This is a genomic window from Phenylobacterium koreense, assembly GCF_040545335.1.
In the GTDB taxonomy this organism is placed as follows: Bacteria; Pseudomonadota; Alphaproteobacteria; order Caulobacterales; family Caulobacteraceae; genus Phenylobacterium; species Phenylobacterium koreense.
In genome coordinates, this window is record NZ_JBEPLU010000004.1 from 58,540 (window position 1) to 76,923 (window position 18,384).

An 18,384-nucleotide genomic window follows, 5' to 3' on the forward strand; every position below is an offset into this window, starting at 1 on the left:
GTCAGGCGCCGTCGGGAGACATCGCGAGTCGCGGCCGGGGGCCTTCGGGCGCGACCAGACTGCGGAAGATCTCCAGCTTGGGCTTGGCCGCCAGTTCGACCTGTACCGGCGCGGTGTCGGCGGCCGGCGTTGCGAAGTCACTCGCCGCGAGCGCCGATGCGGTCTCCGCCTCGGCGACGACCGGGGCGGGGGCCTGCGCGCCCTGCACGTCGAGAACCGGCGCCGGCGCATCTTCGCCGACACTGAGCGAGACCAGTTCCTCGCCGCCCGCATATCGCCCGACAAAGGCGCTCGGCTCGCCGTCGCGTCCGGGCCGCTGGTAGAAGATATGCGCCCCGATGGTCGCCACTTTCAGCAGGCCGGGGCTCCAGTACGGGACGACATAGACGGCGTGATAGTGTGTGGCGTAGCCAACCGCCCGATCGACGAAGCCGTCGAGCGCCGCCTCCGCCACCTCTTCGGCGCGTTTCCAGCCCCGGACGCTCGGAGCCCGGGCGAGCGAGCCGTCGCAGGTGAAGGTGAACTGGCAACCGGTCTGTCGCTCCGCGCCTTCGAACACCACGCCGCACACCGTCTTGGGGAAGTCCGGATGGCGCAGCCGGTTCAGCACCACCTGCGCGACCGCCTGCTGGCCCGCCGCGCTCTCGGCGCCGGCTTCGTAATAGATGGCCGCGGTCAGGCAACTAATGGCGCGGCCGCGATCCTCGATGTCCGGCCCCTCGATCACGAAGGGCCGCGCTGGCCGGGCCCGGGTCTCGGGGCCGACCGAGGCGTTCCACAGCCGCGCGGCCTCGCCCGAGAGCGGCAGATTGATCAGTTCGGGAGGGCCGGCGGGCGGGCTGGCCGGCTGCGGGCCGCGCAGTGGCGGAGCCTGGCGCGCGACCTGAGGCGCCGGAGCTGTGGGGAAGGAGGGCCAGGGCGCCGCCGCCGCCAGACCTGCGCTCAGCAGGCCCACGAGCAGGCGAGTCGGGCTGAAGATATTTCGAGGGGCGAACGCCAAAAGCATATCCCTTGAGCATCGACCGGTCCGCCTACTAGCCCAGGCCGGCTCAAGACGCTCGATCACATCGAGATCGCACGGGAAGACTTTAACGATTAGGGCCGAAAACGGCGTTTAGGCGATCTATTGTGCTCAAATATCAAGCAAATAGTGATCGGTTAAGCTTGGTGTAAGCGCTGCAGTAGTTCAAAGTTACTGAATAGGTGGCCGAAATATGACTGGTTTCCGACGATAACTGGCGCGATGACCGTATGTGGCGCCCAAAATATAAGTTTGGCGCCTGCAATTTAATCTATTTTACAGTTGTTCGACCGCGGTCGGGGCGGGGGTTGGCGGGCGCTTGTCGGATGAGCCTAGCCTCGCCCCATGGCAATTGTTCCTGTCATCATGTGCGGCGGGGGCGGGACGCGTCTGTGGCCCAGTTCGCGCCCCGGCCGACCGAAGCAGTTTCTACGGCTGCTCGGCGAGCGCTCGCTATTCCAGGAAACCATTCAGCGCCTCGCCGGGGTTCCGGGCCTGCTCGACCCGGTGATCGTCGCCGGCGTCGGCCACGAGGCGCAGATCGTCGAGCAGCTCGGCGAGATCGGCCAGACCGCCCAACTGGTGCTCGAACCGACGCCACGCGACTCCGGTCCGGCCGTCGCCGCCGCGGTCCTGCACGTCGCCGCCGCCCACCCGGAGGCGGTCGCGGTGGTGCTGGCCTCCGACCACCACATTCCCGACGTCGAGGCCTTTCGCACGGCCATCTTCGAGGCCGTCGCTGTCGCCCGCCATGGGCGCGTCGTCGTGCTGGGCGTACGGCCCGACGCCCCTTCCAGCGCCTACGGCTATATCGAGCCGGGCGACCTGCTCGCGCCGGCCAGCCGCGGCCGCCAGGTGCGCTCCTTCGTCGAGAAGCCGGACGCGCCGACCGCGCGCCGCTATGTCGGCGAAGGCCGCCTGTGGAACAGCGGCAATTTCGTCGCCCCGGTCGGCCTGATCGCCGAGGAGTTCCAGGCCTATTGTCCGCAGGTCATCGAACCGGTGGCCGCCGCGCTTGCCGAGGCCGACTGGAACGGCGTCGTCCGCCGTCTGTCGCCGTCCTTCGCCGAGGCCGCAAAGATCTCCTTCGACTATGCGGTGATGGAGAAGACCGACCGCGCCGCGGTCCTGCCAGTGGATTTCGTCTGGTCGGACCTGGGCGCCTGGGACGCGGTCTGGGCGGCCGGCGAGCGCACGCCCGACGCCAACAGCGTCAGCGGGTCGGCGGTCCTCATCGACACCGCCGGCGCGGTGGTGCGTGCGGCGCAGGGCATGATGGTCTCGACCGTCGGCGTGAAGAACGTCGCGGTGATCGTCGAGCGCGACGCCGTGCTGGTCTGCGCGCTCGACAGCGCCCAGTCGGTCAAGAGCGTCGTCGAACAGATCAACGAGCGTAGCTGGGCGCCGCCGCAGCCTCAGCGGGTCATGGTGGCGCGGGAGCTGGCCGACCTTTCCCGGCGGCTGGACGACTGGCTCGACGTCTCGGCCCTGCCCCTCTGGTGGAGCCTCGGCGCGGACCACCGGCGGGGCGGCTTCCACGAGCGCCTGTCCTTGAACGGCCGGCCGGTCGAGAGCCCGCGCCGGGCGCGGGTGCAGATGCGTCAGGCCCATGTCTACGCCACCGCCGGCGCCCTGGGCTGGAGCGGTCCGTGGCGGCAGGCCATGGAGCACGGAATCGATTATTTCGAGCGGCGCTATCGCCGGGCCGACGGCCAGTTCCGCACCCTGGTCGGCGCCAGCGGCGATGTCATCGACGACACCGCCATGCTCTACGACCAGGCCTTCGCCCTGCTCGGCTGGGCCAGCGCGGCCATCGGCTCGGAAGCCCCGCTCGAGGCGCACGCCGTCGAGCTCCTGCGCCAGATGCGCCACGCCCGGCGCTGTGCGGCCGGCGGCTTCTATGAGGCCGGGGAGCACGCCAACCTCTCCAATCCGCACATGCACCTTTTCGAGGCGGCCCTGGCCTGGCTGAGCATCGGCCGCAGCGACTGCTGGCAGGACCTGGCCTCCGAGATCGCCACCCTGGCGCTCGAGCGGTTCATCGACCCGTCCCGCGGCTATCTGCGCGAGCATTTCGACGCCGACTGGCGGCCGGCCCGGGGCGACCTCGGCCGGATCGTCGAGCCGGGACACCAATTCGAATGGTCATGGCTGCTGGCGCGCTGGTTCAGGCTCAGCGGCGACAAGCGCGCCCTGGAAGCGGCCAAGCTGCTCTTCCAGCACGGCTGCGTCGGGGTGGATGCGGCTCGCGGCGTGGCGGTCGACGCCCTCGACGACGATCTCAAGGTCCGTAGTCCGCAGGCGCGGCTCTGGCCGCAGACCGAACGGCTCAAGGCCGCGCTGCTGCTGGGCGAAATCGATCCGGCCGGCGGCGAAACCTATGAGCTCTGCGCGCAGTCGGCGGCCCGCAGCATGCTGGCCTTCCTGGACACGCCGGTGCTCGGCGTCTGGCGCGACAAGCTCGGCCCGGATGGGGCCTGGAAGGACGAGCCCGCCCCGGCGAGTTCGCTCTACCACATCGCCGGCGCGATCTGGGAATTCCGCCGCGTGCTGCACGCCAGGCCGCGTCCGCAGCCGGCGCGGCTCGCGCCGGCCTTTTCTTCAACCGGTGCGCTGGGGGGCGCTGAACAGGGTTCGTATTTCGCAGGGAGCGCGTAAATGGCGAGAAGCAATCGGGTGCTGGTGGTCGGGGGCGCCGGCTACATCGGGTCGCATACGGCCAAGGCCCTGAGCGAGCGTGGCTACCATCCGGTGGTCTACGACAATCTGAGTTCCGGCTACCGCGAGGCTTGTCTCTGGGGCGATTTCGTCCATGGCGACGTGCGCGACGGTGCGACCCTGCGCGAGGTGATGACCACCTACGAGATCGGCGCGGCGATCCATTTCGCCAGCCTCATCGAGGTGGGGCGGTCGGTCGCGCGCCCGGATCTCTTTTGGGAAGTGAATGTGGGCGGCACCACCAGCCTGCTGTCGGCCATGCGCGACCGCGGCGTGGCGCGCCTGGTGTTCTCCTCGACGGCGGCTGTCTACGGCGCCGGAGCCGGGGAGGGGCTGTCGGCCCTGGTGGAAGATCTGCCGAAGGATCCCACCAGCCCCTATGGCGACACCAAGCTGGCCTGCGAGAAGATGATCGCCAGCCAGGCCTCGGCCTTCGGCATCACCGCCGTGGCCCTGCGCTATTTCAACGCCGCGGGCGCAGACCCGTCGGGCCTGATCGGCGAGGCGCATGACCCGGAAACGCATCTCATTCCGCTGGCCATCGCCGCGGCCACCGGAACCGGCAAGCCCCTGACCGTGTTCGGCGACGACTTCGACACGCCGGATGGGACCTGCCTGCGCGACTACATTCACGTCAACGATCTGGCCGCGGCCCACGTGGCGGCGTTGGAGGCCGAGCTGCCCACGGGCGCCTTCCACGCCGTCAACATCGGCAACGGGCAGGGGCGCTCGGTGCGCGAGGTGATCGCCGCCGTGGAAGAGGCGACTGGCCGTGCGGTGCCCCATTCCATCGGCCCACGCAGGCCCGGAGACCCCCCAAGCCTCGTCGCCGACCCCTCCCGAGGGGCCGACCTGCTGGGCTGGAAGGCGCAGACCTCCAGCCTGCTCCAGATCGTGCAGGACGCTGCCGCCTGGCATCGCCAGCAACGCTATGGGCGGACCTCGGCGTTGGTGGCCACGGCCGCCGCGCATCCGCACGTCCGGGCCGTGGCCGCCGGCTAGATGGCTCTAAAAATAGCGCTCGCCGATACGGATCGTATCGCCGGGCTGAACGCGTTCGGTGGCCGTAAGGGGGAACTTCTGTTCCTCATTGGAGCCGGCGCGTTTGATGAACACGCGCTTTGTGTTTGCGCGATAGGTGAAACCGGAGGCCGCAGCCACGGCGTTCAGGACGGTCAGGCCGTTGGTGTAGGGATACTCGCCCGGCTTGGTCACCTCTCCGAGGATGTAGTAGGGGCGATAGGAGATGACCTCGACGGTGATGCGCGGGTCCTTGAGGTAGCCCTCCTGCAGCGCGGCGGTGAGACTGGACTTGAAGTCCGCGACCGATCGGTTCTGCGCGGGGATCTCGCCGACGAGCGGGAAGGAGACGGCCCCGCGGTCGCCGACCACGAACTCGCCGGTCAGGTCGGCCTCGCCATAGACCGTGACCTTGAGCTTGTCCCCTGCGCCCAGCAGATAGGCCTGGTCGGCGTCCGCGCTGGGCGCTGCGGTCGCTGCGGCGGCCGGCGTCGGCGCCGGCGCGGTCCCGCAGGCGGCGCAGATCAGCGCGAGCGTGAGGCCGAGAGACTTGATGGGCGATTTCATCCAGGACTCCGATTTACCGAACTTCTTCCCCGACCCGGTCAGCAATATGCCCCAGGATGTGGGCCAAAGGCAGACCGCGTGACGGCTGATCCGGGGACTTGCCCAGTTTCTCAGCATCTGATGCCCTGGAGTGGGGGAACAAGCGTGGCCGGCGTGTCTCAGCCAGCCGCCGCAGGAAGGAGCGTGGGCATCGCATGAGCCATCGCGTCACCAATTCTCTCGGCCTACGCGCCGCCCTGATGGTCGCGGCGGGCGCCTCGGCGCTTCTCTCCGCACATGGGGCCGAGGCCCAGGAAAATCCGCTCTTCAAGCGCGGCGAGAATGTCGGCGTCCTCGAACGCCCGCGCCCGGGGTACGAGGCGCTGGGCATCCGCACCGGAAGCTTCGTGCTCTATCCCAAGGCGACGTTCCGGGTGGAGTACGACAGCAACGTCTTCGCCCAGACGAACGCCAAGCCCGACACGATCTACAGCGTCGCGCCGCAACTGGAACTGCAGTCGGACTGGGGGCGTCATGCGGCCTCGGTGAGGCTGGAGGCCAATCTGCGGCGCTATGGCAAGCACACTTCCGAGGACGCCGACACCTGGGCCCTGAGCGGCAAGGGGCGGCTGGACGTCAGCCGGCGCACCACCCTCGATGTCCGGGCCGGCCATGCCGAGCGGGTCGAAGCCCGCACCATGGGGGCCTACGCCGTCGATCCGGCCGAGCCCATCCAGTACCGGACGGACAACGTCACGGTTATCGGGCGCCAGGAGTTCGGAAGGGCTCGCCTGGTGGCCACCGCCGAGGTCGCCAAGTTCGACTATGACGACGGCTCCGAGCCTGGCGGAACCGTCATCGATCAGGATTATCGTGATCGGACCGAGGCGGAGGTGTCGGCGAAGGTCGCCTACGCCATCAGTCCGGCGACGGCGGTCTTCGTCGAGATTGGCGCCCAGCAAATGAGCTACGACGAGACGACTCCGATCAACCGGGACTCCCAGGGCATGACGGCTCTGGCGGGGGTTGATTGGGAGGTCACGCGCCTCATCACCGGGGAGGCGAGCGTCGGCTACATCCATCAGGAGTTCGACGACTCCCGCTATGGTGAGGTCTCGAATCCCCACTACCGTTTACGGTTGAACTGGTATCCAACCCCGTTGGTCACCGTCGGCCTTACAGCAACGCAAAGGGTCACCGAGAGTCCTTTGGCGGATTCTCCAGCGTTCATGGCGCGTACGGTAGAGCTCAAGGCCGATTATGAGCTTCTGAGAAACTTGATCATCTCTGGTCAAATACTAGGCACCGAGCAGGATTATCGAGGCATCGACCGCAATGACCGCCGGTATGGGGCGGGATTGAGCGCGAACTACCTGCTCAATCGCACGGTCGGCATCGGCTTGCGGTACAAGTACGAAACCTTGGAGTCCTCCGGCGCCAACCGCGGCAGGGACTTCGACGACCAAAGTGTGAGCCTGGCGCTGATCCTTCAGCGCTGAGTGGCGTAGGCGCCGCCCCGTCCGTCGGGCGCGGCGTCCAGCGAGGCGAGAGTAATGAAGGCGTTGGAACGGTATCGCGGACCGGTGGACGCTGATCAGGCGATCATCCACGTAGAGTCCGAACTGGGCGGGGGCGACGGCTCCGACCGCCTGGACCTGCACAAGCTGATTTCGGCTTTCCGGCGTCGGCTGGGAGCCTTCTTCCTGGCGTTCCTGAACTGCGTGGCCATCGCCGTCCTGGTGACCGCGCACCAGACGCCGACCTACACCGCGACCTCCCGGCTGATGATCAACGCCCGGGAACAGCAGGTCGCCCCGCAGGATGAGCAGCGCACGACGGCGACCCTCTCGGCCCTGCCCAACGCCTCGCCGATCATCGACACCGAGGTCGAGGTCCTGGGCTCGCGCGATCTGGCGCGCAAGGTCGCCAAGAGCCTGCGTCTCGACAAGGATCCGGCCTTCAACCCAGCCCTGGAGCCGGCGACGCCCGGCTACATCGACCGGATACTGGGACGGCCTGCGCCCGCCCCCATGACGCGGGACGCTATCGACCAGGCCATCGTCGATCGCCTGCTGGCCGGGCTCTCGGCTCGCCGCGTCGGGGCGACCTTCGCCATCGACGTCTCCTATCGGTCGGATGATCCGAAAAAGGCCGCGATGATCGCCGACGCCTTCACCAGGGCCTATGTGAACGACCAGCTCGCAACCAAGGCCAACGCCAACCGCCAGGCCGGCGACCTGCTGGGCGAGCGGATGGAGGAGCTGCGCCAGCAGGCGGTCGACGACGCGGCGGCCGTGCAGCAGTACCGCATCCAGAACGACCTCCTCAGCACCTCGGGCGCATCGCTGACCGAGCAGGAGATCTCGGCCTACAACCAGCGGGTCGCCGAGGCCCGGGTCGAGGCCTCGGCCGACGAGGCCCGGCTGCGCACCGCCCGCGCCCAGCTCGCCCGCGGATCGACCGGCGAGGATCTCGGCGAGGCGCTCAATTCCGGCGTCATCCAGTCGCTGCGCGCGCAGCGCGTCGCGGTCAGCACCAAGGTCGCCGACATGCAGGGGCGCTATGGCGACCGCCACCCCGAAATCCTCAAGGCCCAGCGCGAGCTGGCCGACATCGACGCCCAGATCCAGGGCGAGATCACCCGCCTGATCTCGAATCTCGAGGCGAAGGCGGAGGTCTCGCGGCAGCGCCTGGCCTCGATCAGCGGCTCGCTCTCGACCGCCCGCGGCGCGCTCAGCCAGAACAATCGCGCCATGGTCGGCCTGGCCGAACTGGAACAGAAGGCGGGGGCCTCGCAGGCGCTCTACGAGAGCTACCTCAACCGCTTCAAGCAGACCAACGCCCAGGAAGGGACGGAGCAGCCGGATGCGCGGCTGATCTCCGAGGCGCGTATTCCCAGCAATCCCACCAGCCCGAACATGCCGCTGAACATCGTCTTCGGCGCCGCGCTGGGCATCGGGGCCGGGCTCCTGGCGGTCATCGCCGCCGAGATGCTGGACTCCTCCCTGACCACCGCTGACGACGTGGAGCGCCGGCTGGGCCGCCGCTTCCTGGCCGGCGTCCCGCTGCTGTCGTCCATCAAGGGCACGCGCCGAATGTCGCCGGCGAACGCCGTGGTGGACAAACCGAACTCCGCCTTCGCCGAGGCCTATCGGAACCTGCGCGCGTCACTGAAATACGCGACCATGAACGGCCCGGTGACGGTGGTGGCGATCACCTCGGCCCTGCCGCAGGAGGGCAAGACCACCGCCTCGATCTGCCTGGCGCGCTCGGCGGCCCTGCAGGGACAGCGGGTGGTGCTCATCGACTGCGACACCCGTCGACGCGAGCTGAACAAGCTGGTCCGGAACGCCGACAACCGGCCCGGCCTGCTGGAAGTCCTGGCCGGCCAGGCGCACCTTGAGGAAGCGCTGGTCAAGGACGAGCGGACCGGCATGCTGATCCTGCCGCTCAACCATTCGGAGATCGGCCCTCACGAGCTGATGGGCGGGGAGGCGATGGACACCCTGCTGGCGCGCTTGCGTGAAAGGTTCGACCTCGTGGTGCTCGACACCACGCCGGTCCTGCCGCTGGCCGACACGCGCATCCTGGCCACCAAGGTGGACGTGGTGGTCTTCATCGCCCGCTGGCGCAAGACCTCCGAGCACGCGATCCAGGCGGCGATCCGGGCGCTTCCGGTGGAAGGCGTGACTATCGCCGGCGTGGTGCTCAACCGCATCCACCTGGGTCAGCAAGCGCGCTTCGGCCACGGCGACGCGGCCTACTACTACCGCCAGTACGCGCAGTACTACGGATGAGCGGCGAGACCTCTCAGCGCAGGATCAGGGCCAGCACCGTGGCCCAGAATCCGCCGCAGGTGACCAGGATGAAGCACAGCGTCCGCCGTGCGGACCACCGCTGTGGCCCGCGTGGGGCCGGCGCGTCCCGCCTGGCCGCTTGGCCTGCGAGCAAGAAAGGAACTGGCGACTTCGCTTCTACGTCCGCCCCGTACATCGACGCCTCCTGACACCCCGAGCGCGACCGGTACAGCGGAACGATTAATGGAACGCTCGCGAAGTCAGTATGCGCGCGTTCACCATGTTTTCTTGGTTTGAGAAGGTTAGATGCCCGCAAAGCCGCGTGTCGCGATCATTCACTACTGGCTCGTCGGAATGCGCGGCGGGGAGCGCGTGCTGGAGAGACTGATTCATCTCTTTCCGGACGCCGACATCTACACCCACGTCTACGACCCCGACGCCATGTCCGCGACCATCCGGTCCAGGCCGGTGAAGACCACCTTCATCCAGCGGCTGCCGGGCGCCCGCAAGCATTATCAGAAGTACCTGCCGCTCATGCCCATGGCGCTCGAGGAGCTCGACCTGCGCGGTTACGATCTGATCCTCAGCAGCGAGTCCGGCCCCGCCAAGGGGGTGATCACCCCGCCTGGCGCCCTGCACGTCTGTTACTGCCATTCGCCGATGCGGTATCTCTGGGACCACTACCAGGACTATCGCGCCTCGGCCGGGCGGCTGACCCGGGCGGCCATGCCCTGGCTGTTCCACCGGCTGCGGCAATGGGACTACGCCTCGGCCGCGCGGGTCGACCGCTTCGTCGCCAACTCCAACTTCATCAAGAGCCGGATCGAGAAGGCCTATCGCCGCGAGGCCGCCGTCGTGCACCCGCCGGTCGCCACAGACCTCTTCAAGCCCTCGAACGAGGTCGGCGCGCAGTACCTCTGGGTCGGCCAGATGACCGCCTACAAGCGTGCGGACCTGGCCATGGAGGCGTTCAACAAGCTCGGCCTGCCGCTGCTGATGGTCGGGGACGGGGAGATGGCCGCCGACATCCGCCGCCGCGCCGGCCCCAACATCACCATCAAGACCCGTCTGAACTTCGACGAACTGCGCAAGGCCTACGCCCAGTCGCGGGCCCTGGTCTTCACGGCCGAGGAGGACTTCGGGATCATTCCGGTGGAGGCCAACGCCTCGGGTCGCCCGGTCCTCGCCTACAACAGCGGCGGCGTGCGCGACAGCGTGACCCCCGACGAGAGCGGCATCCTCTTCGACGCCCAGACCGTGGACTCCCTGATCGAGGGGGTCGAGCGGCTGGAGGCGTGGCTTCCCGCCTTCGACCCCGCCGCGGCCATCCGCCAGGCGCAGCGGTTCGCCCCCGAGCGGTTCGACGAGGGGATCAGGAAGGCGGTGGCGTTCTGACCCTGACACCCGGCCATAAACGGAGGGCCCCCTCGTTGCGGCGGGCTGGCGTGGTCCTGGCTGACGCGCCTGCCGGCGTCTCGGCTCAGCCGGCCCGTGCGCCGGTCGTCGTGCTGGGGGGAGGGGTCAGCGGCCTGGTCGCCGCCGACATGCTCGCCGACGCCGGAGAGCGCGTCATCCTGCTGGAGCCCTACGACCGGCTCGGCGGCAACCAGCGCTCGGCCAATATCGGACCCTACACCTTCGACATCGGCAGCTTCGTCTTCTTCTCGGGCAGCCCCTTCTTCCGCCGCTTCCCGGGCGCCGAGGCCGTGTGCCAGCCCGCCCGGATCGTCGTCGACCGCATCACGCCCCAGCGTCGGATCAGCCGCTATCCGTTCTCAGTGCCCGAGGACCTGCTGCGTCGGGGCCCGGCTGAGGTGGCGCGCACCGCCCTGTCGCTCGCCTGGGGGCGGATCGCCGATCGGGCGCCCCGCAGCGCCGGCTCGTTCGCCCGTTACTACCTGGGCCGCCGCCTGTTCGTGGAGAGCGGCCTGGAAGCCTATATCGAGCGGCTGTGCGGCATCCCGGCCGACCAGGTCGAACACCAGTTCGCCGTGAAGCGCATGAACTGGATCGCCAGGGCGCTGAGCCTGGATACCGCCGCCGGCCTCGTGCGCCCCAAACGCGACGCCGCGCCCGCGCCCACCGTCCTGGTCCGGCCGCGCCAGGGCTTCACGCACCTCTACGACCAGGTCGCCGCCCAGCTCCGCGCCAAGGGCGTCAGCATCCGTCTCGGCGCCTCCCTGACGAAGATCGAACGCGTCGCCGGCGGCTTCGAGGTTTCGATCAAGGGCGGGGTCGTGAAGGCGGCGCGGGTCATCTCCAGCCTGCCCCTGACCCTGACCGCGCAGGCCTGCGGCCTCACCCCGCCGCCGATCATCCAGTCCCTGCCGCTGCTCAGCCTCTATGTCGCCTATGAAGGCGATCTCGGGTTCCCCTCCGAGGTGCTCTACAACTTCAGCCCCACCGGTTCGTGGAAGCGGCTGACGGTCCACTCGCGGGTCTACGGCAAGGTCGACGGTCGCGAGTATCTCTCGGTCGAAGCGCCGCTGGCGCGCGGCCCTTCGGCGCCGGCCGACGAGTTCGCCGCCTTCCTCGCCTTCATGCGCGAGCACGGCCTGATGACCGGCAAGGCCACGCTGGTCGGGCACGATCGGACCGACTTCGCCTATCCGACCTACGCCCATGGCTCGATGGCCGCGTCCGAGGCGCTCATCGACGCGGTGGAGGCGACCGGCGTGGAGATGCTCGGGCGCCAGGGGCGCTTTGACTACATTCCCACCTCCAGCCGCGCGACCGAACTGGTCGCCGAGCGTTTGGGCCGGACCGGCAGGGAGGGCGCGGCCGTGCGTTGAGAAGGCTGGTGAACGACTGGTTCTGGCCGGGTAGGAGCGAACAGCCTCAGTCCGGCCGCAGGAATGACCGAAGGATCCTGGTGTGGTCCCTACAGTATTCGGACTGATTTCGATCGCGATCGGGCTGCTGCTGCTCGTGCGCGGGACTTCGTTGGACCTCTTGCGGTTCATGTTGCTCTCGACGCTGTTCAGCGGCTCGGCGGCGATCCTCATGCCGGCCTTGGGCGGCGCGGCCATTTCACCGGCCCACCTGGTGCTGGCCTTCCTGCTCGCGCGCATCCTGGCGCCGGGCTCACGCGAGTACGCGCACATCGCGCCCGCGGTCACCCTCAACCTGTTCCTGGTGATCTATGCGCTGTACGGCTTCCTGTCGGCGTTCCTGCTACCGCGCCTGTTCGCCTGGCAGATCTACGTGGCGCCCCTGCGGCCGGTGACGATAACCGGCCTCTTCGACACCGTGCCGCTGGTCTTCACGAACCAGAACATCACGTCCGCGGTCTATCTGGTCGGCACCATGCTGGCGGGGGTATGCGCCACCATCGTCGCGCGCAAGCCGGAGTCCACCCGGAAGATCGTCTCCACCCTCTGCCTGATGGCGTGGATCCATGCCGCCTTCGGGGTCCTGGGCGTGGTCCTGACCAATATCGGCCTGGGCGAGGTCCTGAACATCTTCCGGAACGGCAGCGCCGCCCAGCTCGAGCAGAGCTATAACGGCCTGGTGCGGATGACCGGCGTGTTCCCCGAGCCGTCCTACTACGCCTCCTACGCCTTCGGGCTCTTCGTCTTCGTCTTCGAATGCTGGATGCGCGACATACGCCCCCGGCAAACCGGATCGGCCGCGCTCGTCCTGCTGGCCGTGCTGGTCTTTTCGACCTCGGGTTCGGCCTATGTCAGCCTGGCGGTCTACGGCGCCCTGATGGTGATCCGGCTGCTGCTGATGCGCCAGCAGTTGAGCCCGCGAAAGGCCCTGGTCGTCCTGACCCTGGCGCTGGTCGGGATCATCGCTGCCCTGGGCATGGTGATGATCGCCCCGCCGCTCGCCGAGCAACTGGGCGACATGTTCTCGCACATGACCGTGGACAAGGCCGACAGCGAGTCCGGCCGCCAGCGGTCGTTCTGGGCCCTGCAGGGATGGCACGCCTTCCTGGCCTCCTATGGCCTCGGCATCGGGGCGGGCAGCTTCCGCTCGTCCAGCCTGTTCACGGCCGCCCTTGGCTCCATGGGCGTGATTGGGATCGTCACCCTCGTCTGTCACATCTTCGCGGTCTTCAAGCCGCTGCGGGCCAGCACCTATTCGACGCCGCGGGACGAGCGGCTGGCGATCGGCTCGGCGGCGAGCTGGACCGCGGTGAGCATATTGATCCCCGCGGCGATCAGCACCGCCTCGCCCGATCCGGGCATGATCTTCGCCGTCATGGCCGGCCTCGCCCTCGAATGGCGGCGCCGACGTTCGAAAGTCCAGGTCGGGCGCGCGCCGTTCAGGCGCGTTTCCGTCCACCCCATGGCGCCGCAGGCGCCGCGCACAAGGAGCTAGTCTTGAGAGTATCGGTGGTTGTCGCGACCGCGGGACGGGCGGAGCTGACGGGGCTGACGGTGGCGCGGCTGGGCCGGCAGACTCGGATTCCCGACGAGATCGTCGTCGTCGGGGCGAGTTCCGAAGACACTCACGGCATCGAGGCGCACGGCCTGCCGCTTCGGGTCGACCACGCGCGCAAGGGCTCCTGCAGCCAGCGCAATCACGCCCTCGACCTCGTCGAGCAGACCAGCGACATGATCGCCATCTTCGACGACGACTTCGTCCCGGCCTTCGACTTCATCGAGCGCGCCGAGGCCCTGTTCGCCGCCCATCCCGAGATCGTCGGGGTGAACGGTCGCCTGATCGCCGACGGCGCCAAGGGGCCGGGCATCGGCTATGACGCCGCCTGCGAGATGTCCGAGGCCGACCGACTGCGGCCGGATGGCGACCTGGCTCCGCTGGAGTCGCTCTACGGCTGCAACATGGTCCTGCGGTCCAGCGCCATCCAGGGGCTGCGGTTCGACGAGAACCTGCCGCTTTACGGCTGGCAGGAGGACACCGACTTCACCTTCCGGCTGAAGGCGCGCGGCAAGCTGGTGAAGGCGCCCGGCCTCGCCGGTGTCCACATGGGCATCAAGTCCGGCCGCACGCCGGGCAAGAAGCTCGGCTACTCCCAGATCGCCAACCCGCTCTACCTGCTGAAGAAAAAGACCATCCCGCCGAAGCTCGCGGCCACCCTGATGGTCAACAACACGCTGGCGAACTTCATCAAGAGCTTCCAGCCCGAGCCCTATATCGACCGCAAGGGCAGGCTGGCCGGCAACATGATGGCCCTGCGCGACGCCGCCCTGGGCAAGGTCGATCCGCGCCGCGTCATCGACATCGGCTAGAGGCGGCGTCAGGGGCGGGCGCTCTGGCGCCTCCCCGAGATCCGTCATCCCCGGCTGCGTGAGCGCGCCGGGGATCCTTACGCACCAGCGCTTCCGGCCCAACTTCGGCGTTTATGGATGGCCGGGACCTGCCGGCCCGGCCATGACGAGTCGAGGGCGGGTTGAAATGCGATCCTCCGGCCTTCGCGGGAGGACAAGGGCTCCTACCCGGCCGCGCCCTGCGTCGCCGGGGCGGCGTCCGGCGCCTTCGACCGCCGCGCCTGGCGCAGGGCCGCCGCGGCGATGGCGCCGCCGATCCTGACGCGCAGGCCGAAATAGCGCGGCGACAGCAAGGTCTCCGGCTTCAGGTTCAGCGCGTCGCCGATCAGGTGCGGAAGCAGGTGGTCGGCCTTGGCGCGGTCGGCGCTCAGATAGCGGCGCCAGATCCGCAGGCGCACATAGGGCTCGACCAGCCGGGCCGGAAAGCCCTCGGAACCCGGCTCCATGGCGGCGATTTCCGACATCGCCGCGCTCCGCTCCTGGGTTTCCAGATGCTTGAGCGAAATCGCCCCCTCGTGCCGACGATAGATCAGGACTTCCTCGTCCGGATTGTCGATCCCGCCCAGCTTAGAGAGCCGGATGAAGAGGTCGTAGTCCTCGGCGTGCGGGAAGTCCGAGCGATAGCCGCCCACGGCGATCAGCGCCTCGCGCCGCGCCGTGATCAGCGGGTGCATGGAGACCGCGATCTTCGGGGGGAAACAGGAAAGGTCGGTCCGCCGATGACGGCCGCCGGTGGTGCGGCTGACATCCTTGCCGTCGGAGCTGACCGACCGCGCGACCCCGCCCACCAGCACGCAGCCCGGATGGCTGTCCAGATAGTCCGCCTGGAACTGGAAGCGATGGGGCAGGGCGATGTCGTCGGCGTCCATTCGCGCCACGTACTCGCCACGGCAGGCTTTCAGCCCGGTGTTCAGCGCCGCGACGATGCCGCCGTTCTCCTGGCGGATGACCTTGATGCGAGGGTCGGTGGCCGCCAGGCGGGCGAGGATGTCGGGCGTGGAGTCGCGGCTGCCGTCGTCGACCACCACCAGTTCGAAGTCCCGGAAGGTCTGGGCGAGGATCGAGCCGATCGCCTCTTCCAGGAACGCCTCGCCGTTATACACCGGCAGGAGGCAGGATATCCGCGGCTGCTGCATTGCTGAGCTCTCAGTTCGCGCGCGTTTCGGCCGCCTGGGCCCTGGCCCAATCGAGCGCCGCGGTCATGGAATCGCAGCGTTGTGTCAGAGTCGAGGCGCTGGTCCAGCAGGACATGAACCGGCTGATCTTTCCGTAGCTGTTGTCGAGCACCGCATGGGGAATGCCCAGCAACAGCGAAATGATATGCGTGTGGAGGCGGTCGGTCACTACCGCGCGCCCGGTGGCCAGCAGGCTCGCGCCCCGCCGCACGCGCGCCTCGGCGGCGGCGTTGAACATGCCCAGCCGCGAGCGCCCGCTCGCTGCGCCGTTCAGCGCGCCCATGGCCTTGACCATCTTGAGCTCGAGCTTCGGTTCGCCCAGCCAGTCGGCCACGCGCAGGTCAGGACCGGTGCGGACCGCGTCGCCCAGCTCCACCCGCTCGACATCGGTGCGCAGCAGGCACAGCACATCGACTTCCGGCGACGCCGGCCGCACGATCGGCCCGATGAAGAAGGCCATGTCCGGGCAGAGGATGGTCTCGCAGGGGAAGTGCTTCCGGGCGAGCTCCAGCGACTCCCGGTCCCGCACGAACAGCGTGAACTTGCCGTGTCGCTCGATCACCCGCGTGGTCTCCGCCAGCTTCTCGGGAGAGGCGAAATGGATCGATTGCGGAAGCTGGATGATTTCGCGATCCGGGCAGAGCTCCATCAGCCGGTTGCGGAAGGCCTGGTGATGGGGCCAGACGTCGCCGAAATTGCCGCCGCCATGGATGAAGATCGGCCCCTGGGGGCAGCGCCTCTGCAACTCCTCCATGGAGAAGTCGCCCAGCGAGCAGACATAGGACGGGGGCTCCGGCGCATGCTGGCGCAGATAGGCCATCTCGCCGGCCCAGATCGCGGAATCGCCGACGTTCGAGTGATTGGGGAAGTCCACCAACGCATAGGGCGCATCGGTGGTGAACGGCGCCAGGGCTTGTCTTGCGATCCCCGAAAGTTCGGCGATCAGGCCGGCATCAGCCGCCATGCACTACCTCCGTCAGAGCCGCGACGCAGCCATCGCGGCGGATACTCGCCCTAGGCCTTGGCCTGTTGCGAGCTGCTGCGCAAGCTCCTGTTATGGTGAAGCTTTTTGTTTCGCTCAACGCCCACTCCGTGACCACAAAGGCCACGCCTTGGGCCCATTTCGGCTGCTTTAGCGGCGTTTGACGACATAACGACGATAGACGTTGCCATCGCGCGAAACCCGCCTGATCTTGGCGCGCCCATCGCCCCGGGAGATTGCAGAAGTACATGGCACAATCGCCCAGATTGGCGCGTCGGGCCACCGCATCGGTGTTTTGGTCGTTCCTGCGTTTCGGTAGCGACCAGGTCTTCAATTTCGTCGTCTTCGTCGTCATGGCGCGGCTGCTGTCGACGGCGGACTTCGGGCTCTTCGTCGTGGCCTTCGTCTATGCCGAGGTTGGCAAGATCATCGCCTCGGGCGGGCTGGTGAGCTGCCTCTATCGCGCGCCGGAAGTGACGCCGCGGCTGGCCGACACGATCTTCTGGAGCAATCTCGGCCTCGCCTCAGTGTTCGCGCTGGGCGGCCTGGTCCTGCAGCAGCCCATCGCCGACGCGCTAGGCCGGCCAGAGGGCGGGACGGTGGTGGCCGCGCTCGGCTTCGTGGTGCCGGTCACCGCCCTGGGCGCCAGCCACATGTCGCGCAATCTGCGTGAGTTCGGCCACAAGTCGCTGGCTCTGCGCTCTCTGCTCAGCGGCCTGATCGGCGGCGGCCTGGCGGTGGTCGCGGCCTGGAACGGCTTTGGCGTCTGGAGCCTGGTGGTGCAACGCTACGCCGCCGAGATCATCAACACCCTAGTGGCCTGGCGCGCCTTCCGCTGGCGGCCGGGATTTCGCTTCTCGCTGGCGACCCTGCGCGAGCAGGCCCCGCTGGGCGGCAATGTCGCCCTGTCGCAACTGGTCATCCTGTTTATTTCTCGGACGCAGGACCTGATCATCTCGCACGCCCTCGGCGCGGGGGCGGTCGGGGTCTATCGGACCGCTTGGAAGTCCACCGAACTGCTCGCTCAAGGCACGATCACGCCGTTCTCGACCGTGGCCCTGCCCACCCTCGCCAAGCTGCAGTCGGACGAGAACGCGTTCCGGAGAGCGTATTTGCGGATCGTGGCGATCAGCGGCGCGATCTCGTTCCCCTGCATCGTCGGCTTCGGCCTGCTGGCCAACGAGCTGATCCCGCTGATCTATGGGGAGAAATGGGCCCCCAGCATTCCGGTGGCCCAGGCCCTGACCTTCCTGGTCGTACCCTACGCGCTGAACTTCTTCGCCGACCCGGCGCTGACGGCGCTGGGCCGTTCGGGCGTCATCGTGCGGCTGGCGGTCGTGCAGCTCGTCGGCACCATCGTCTTCTGCTCCCTGGCCGCGCCGTTCGGGCTGAGGGCGATCGCCATCGCCTATGTGGTGCGCTCCTACCTGACGCTGGCCCTGCAACTCCTGATGTTCCAGCGCGCCACCGGCGTGGCCGCCACCAAGGTCCTGCGCTCGATCCTGCCGCAGGTGTCCGCCGCCGCCGCCATGGCCGTGGCGGTGACGGCCTTCTCGACCCTGCGGGACGCCTTCCCCAATGGCTGGCTCTATGTCGCCTGCGCGGTGGTGCTGGGCGCTGCGGTCTATGTTCCGGTGTTGGCGCTGATGGCGGGCCCGGCTCGCGCCGAAGCCCTGGCGGAGGCTCGGCGATTCATTTCCGAGGGGCGCAGGCCAACTTCGGAAAAGGCCTGAGCGCGAAAAAGGTTTCCCGGAGAGGCAGCAAGTAGAAAGGAGCCGGCGTTTCGCCAGGATATTCGGCTCGTCCTGCGCAATATGAGAACAGTCGCCTCGGAATAGCTTGGCTGTATGAGATTTCGCACGGCTGAGATTGATTTTTCCTGCGGCGC

Annotated in this window: 13 protein-coding genes; 9 read left to right on the forward strand and 4 right to left on the reverse strand. The window is 68.2% G+C overall.

Annotated features, from left to right (window positions below; all coding sequences use genetic code 11):
- Position 1: 1 nt before the first annotated feature.
- Positions 2 to 1,000: a cell wall hydrolase gene (locus ABID41_RS18665; RefSeq protein ID WP_354298472.1), complete on the reverse strand. Its 999-nt coding sequence runs from the start codon at positions 998 to 1,000 to the stop codon at positions 2 to 4.
- 366 nt (positions 1,001 to 1,366) lie between these two features.
- On the opposite strand from ABID41_RS18665, the gene ABID41_RS18670 reads away from it, so the two are divergent.
- Positions 1,367 to 3,679, forward strand: coding sequence for an AGE family epimerase/isomerase (locus tag ABID41_RS18670; protein WP_354298473.1), 2,313 nt, complete (start codon positions 1,367 to 1,369; stop codon positions 3,677 to 3,679).
- Positions 3,680 to 4,741, forward strand: a complete 1,062-nt coding sequence (gene galE / locus ABID41_RS18675; RefSeq protein ID WP_331932641.1) for a UDP-glucose 4-epimerase GalE — start codon at positions 3,680 to 3,682, stop codon at positions 4,739 to 4,741. It begins immediately after the preceding gene.
- 6 nt (positions 4,742 to 4,747) lie between these two features.
- Here the strand turns inward: galE and ABID41_RS18680 are convergent, their stop codons facing one another.
- Complete coding sequence (locus tag ABID41_RS18680) at positions 4,748 to 5,326, reverse strand: polysaccharide biosynthesis/export family protein (RefSeq protein WP_354298474.1); 579 nt, start codon at positions 5,324 to 5,326, stop codon at positions 4,748 to 4,750.
- 194 nt (positions 5,327 to 5,520) lie between these two features.
- On the opposite strand from ABID41_RS18680, the gene ABID41_RS18685 reads away from it, so the two are divergent.
- The 6 genes from ABID41_RS18685 to ABID41_RS18710 all read left to right on the forward strand — a co-directional run bounded on the left by ABID41_RS18685 (position 5,521) and on the right by ABID41_RS18710 (position 14,300).
- The gene (locus ABID41_RS18685; protein WP_354298475.1) at positions 5,521 to 6,804 is read left to right on the forward strand and encodes an outer membrane beta-barrel protein; all 1,284 of its coding nucleotides are present in this window, start codon (positions 5,521 to 5,523) and stop codon (positions 6,802 to 6,804) included.
- Between the two features lie 54 nt (positions 6,805 to 6,858).
- Positions 6,859 to 9,102, forward strand: a complete 2,244-nt coding sequence (locus ABID41_RS18690; protein WP_354298476.1) for a GumC family protein — start codon at positions 6,859 to 6,861, stop codon at positions 9,100 to 9,102.
- Between the two features lie 306 nt (positions 9,103 to 9,408).
- Positions 9,409 to 10,497 carry a glycosyltransferase gene (locus ABID41_RS18695; RefSeq protein WP_354298477.1) on the forward strand — a complete coding sequence of 363 codons (1,089 nt, stop codon included), beginning with the start codon at positions 9,409 to 9,411 and terminating at the stop codon, positions 10,495 to 10,497.
- Between the two features lie 50 nt (positions 10,498 to 10,547).
- Entirely contained in the window at positions 10,548 to 11,894 is a 1,347-nt protein-coding gene (locus ABID41_RS18700) for an FAD-dependent oxidoreductase (protein WP_354298478.1), read from the forward strand.
- 82 nt (positions 11,895 to 11,976) lie between these two features.
- Positions 11,977 to 13,428 (forward strand): hypothetical protein, encoded by a 1,452-nt coding sequence (locus ABID41_RS18705; RefSeq protein ID WP_354298479.1) that lies wholly within the window; start codon positions 11,977 to 11,979, stop codon positions 13,426 to 13,428.
- Positions 13,429 to 13,430: 2 nt separating this feature from the next.
- Positions 13,431 to 14,300, forward strand: coding sequence for a glycosyltransferase family 2 protein (locus ABID41_RS18710; protein ID WP_354298480.1), 870 nt, complete (start codon positions 13,431 to 13,433; stop codon positions 14,298 to 14,300).
- A 203-nt stretch (positions 14,301 to 14,503) separates the two neighbouring features.
- Here ABID41_RS18710 and ABID41_RS18715 read toward each other — a convergent pair whose 3' ends face one another.
- Together ABID41_RS18715 and ABID41_RS18720 are read right to left on the reverse strand one after the other, a co-directional pair.
- Positions 14,504 to 15,475 (reverse strand): glycosyltransferase family 2 protein, encoded by a 972-nt coding sequence (locus ABID41_RS18715; protein ID WP_354298481.1) that lies wholly within the window; start codon positions 15,473 to 15,475, stop codon positions 14,504 to 14,506.
- Between the two features lie 10 nt (positions 15,476 to 15,485).
- Positions 15,486 to 16,478 carry a polysaccharide pyruvyl transferase family protein gene (locus ABID41_RS18720; RefSeq protein ID WP_354298482.1) on the reverse strand — a complete coding sequence of 331 codons (993 nt, stop codon included), beginning with the start codon at positions 16,476 to 16,478 and terminating at the stop codon, positions 15,486 to 15,488.
- 266 nt (positions 16,479 to 16,744) lie between these two features.
- Between ABID41_RS18720 and ABID41_RS18725 the strand changes: the two genes are divergently transcribed.
- Positions 16,745 to 18,229 (forward strand): lipopolysaccharide biosynthesis protein, encoded by a 1,485-nt coding sequence (locus ABID41_RS18725; protein WP_354298483.1) that lies wholly within the window; start codon positions 16,745 to 16,747, stop codon positions 18,227 to 18,229.
- Positions 18,230 to 18,384: the final 155 nt, after the last annotated feature.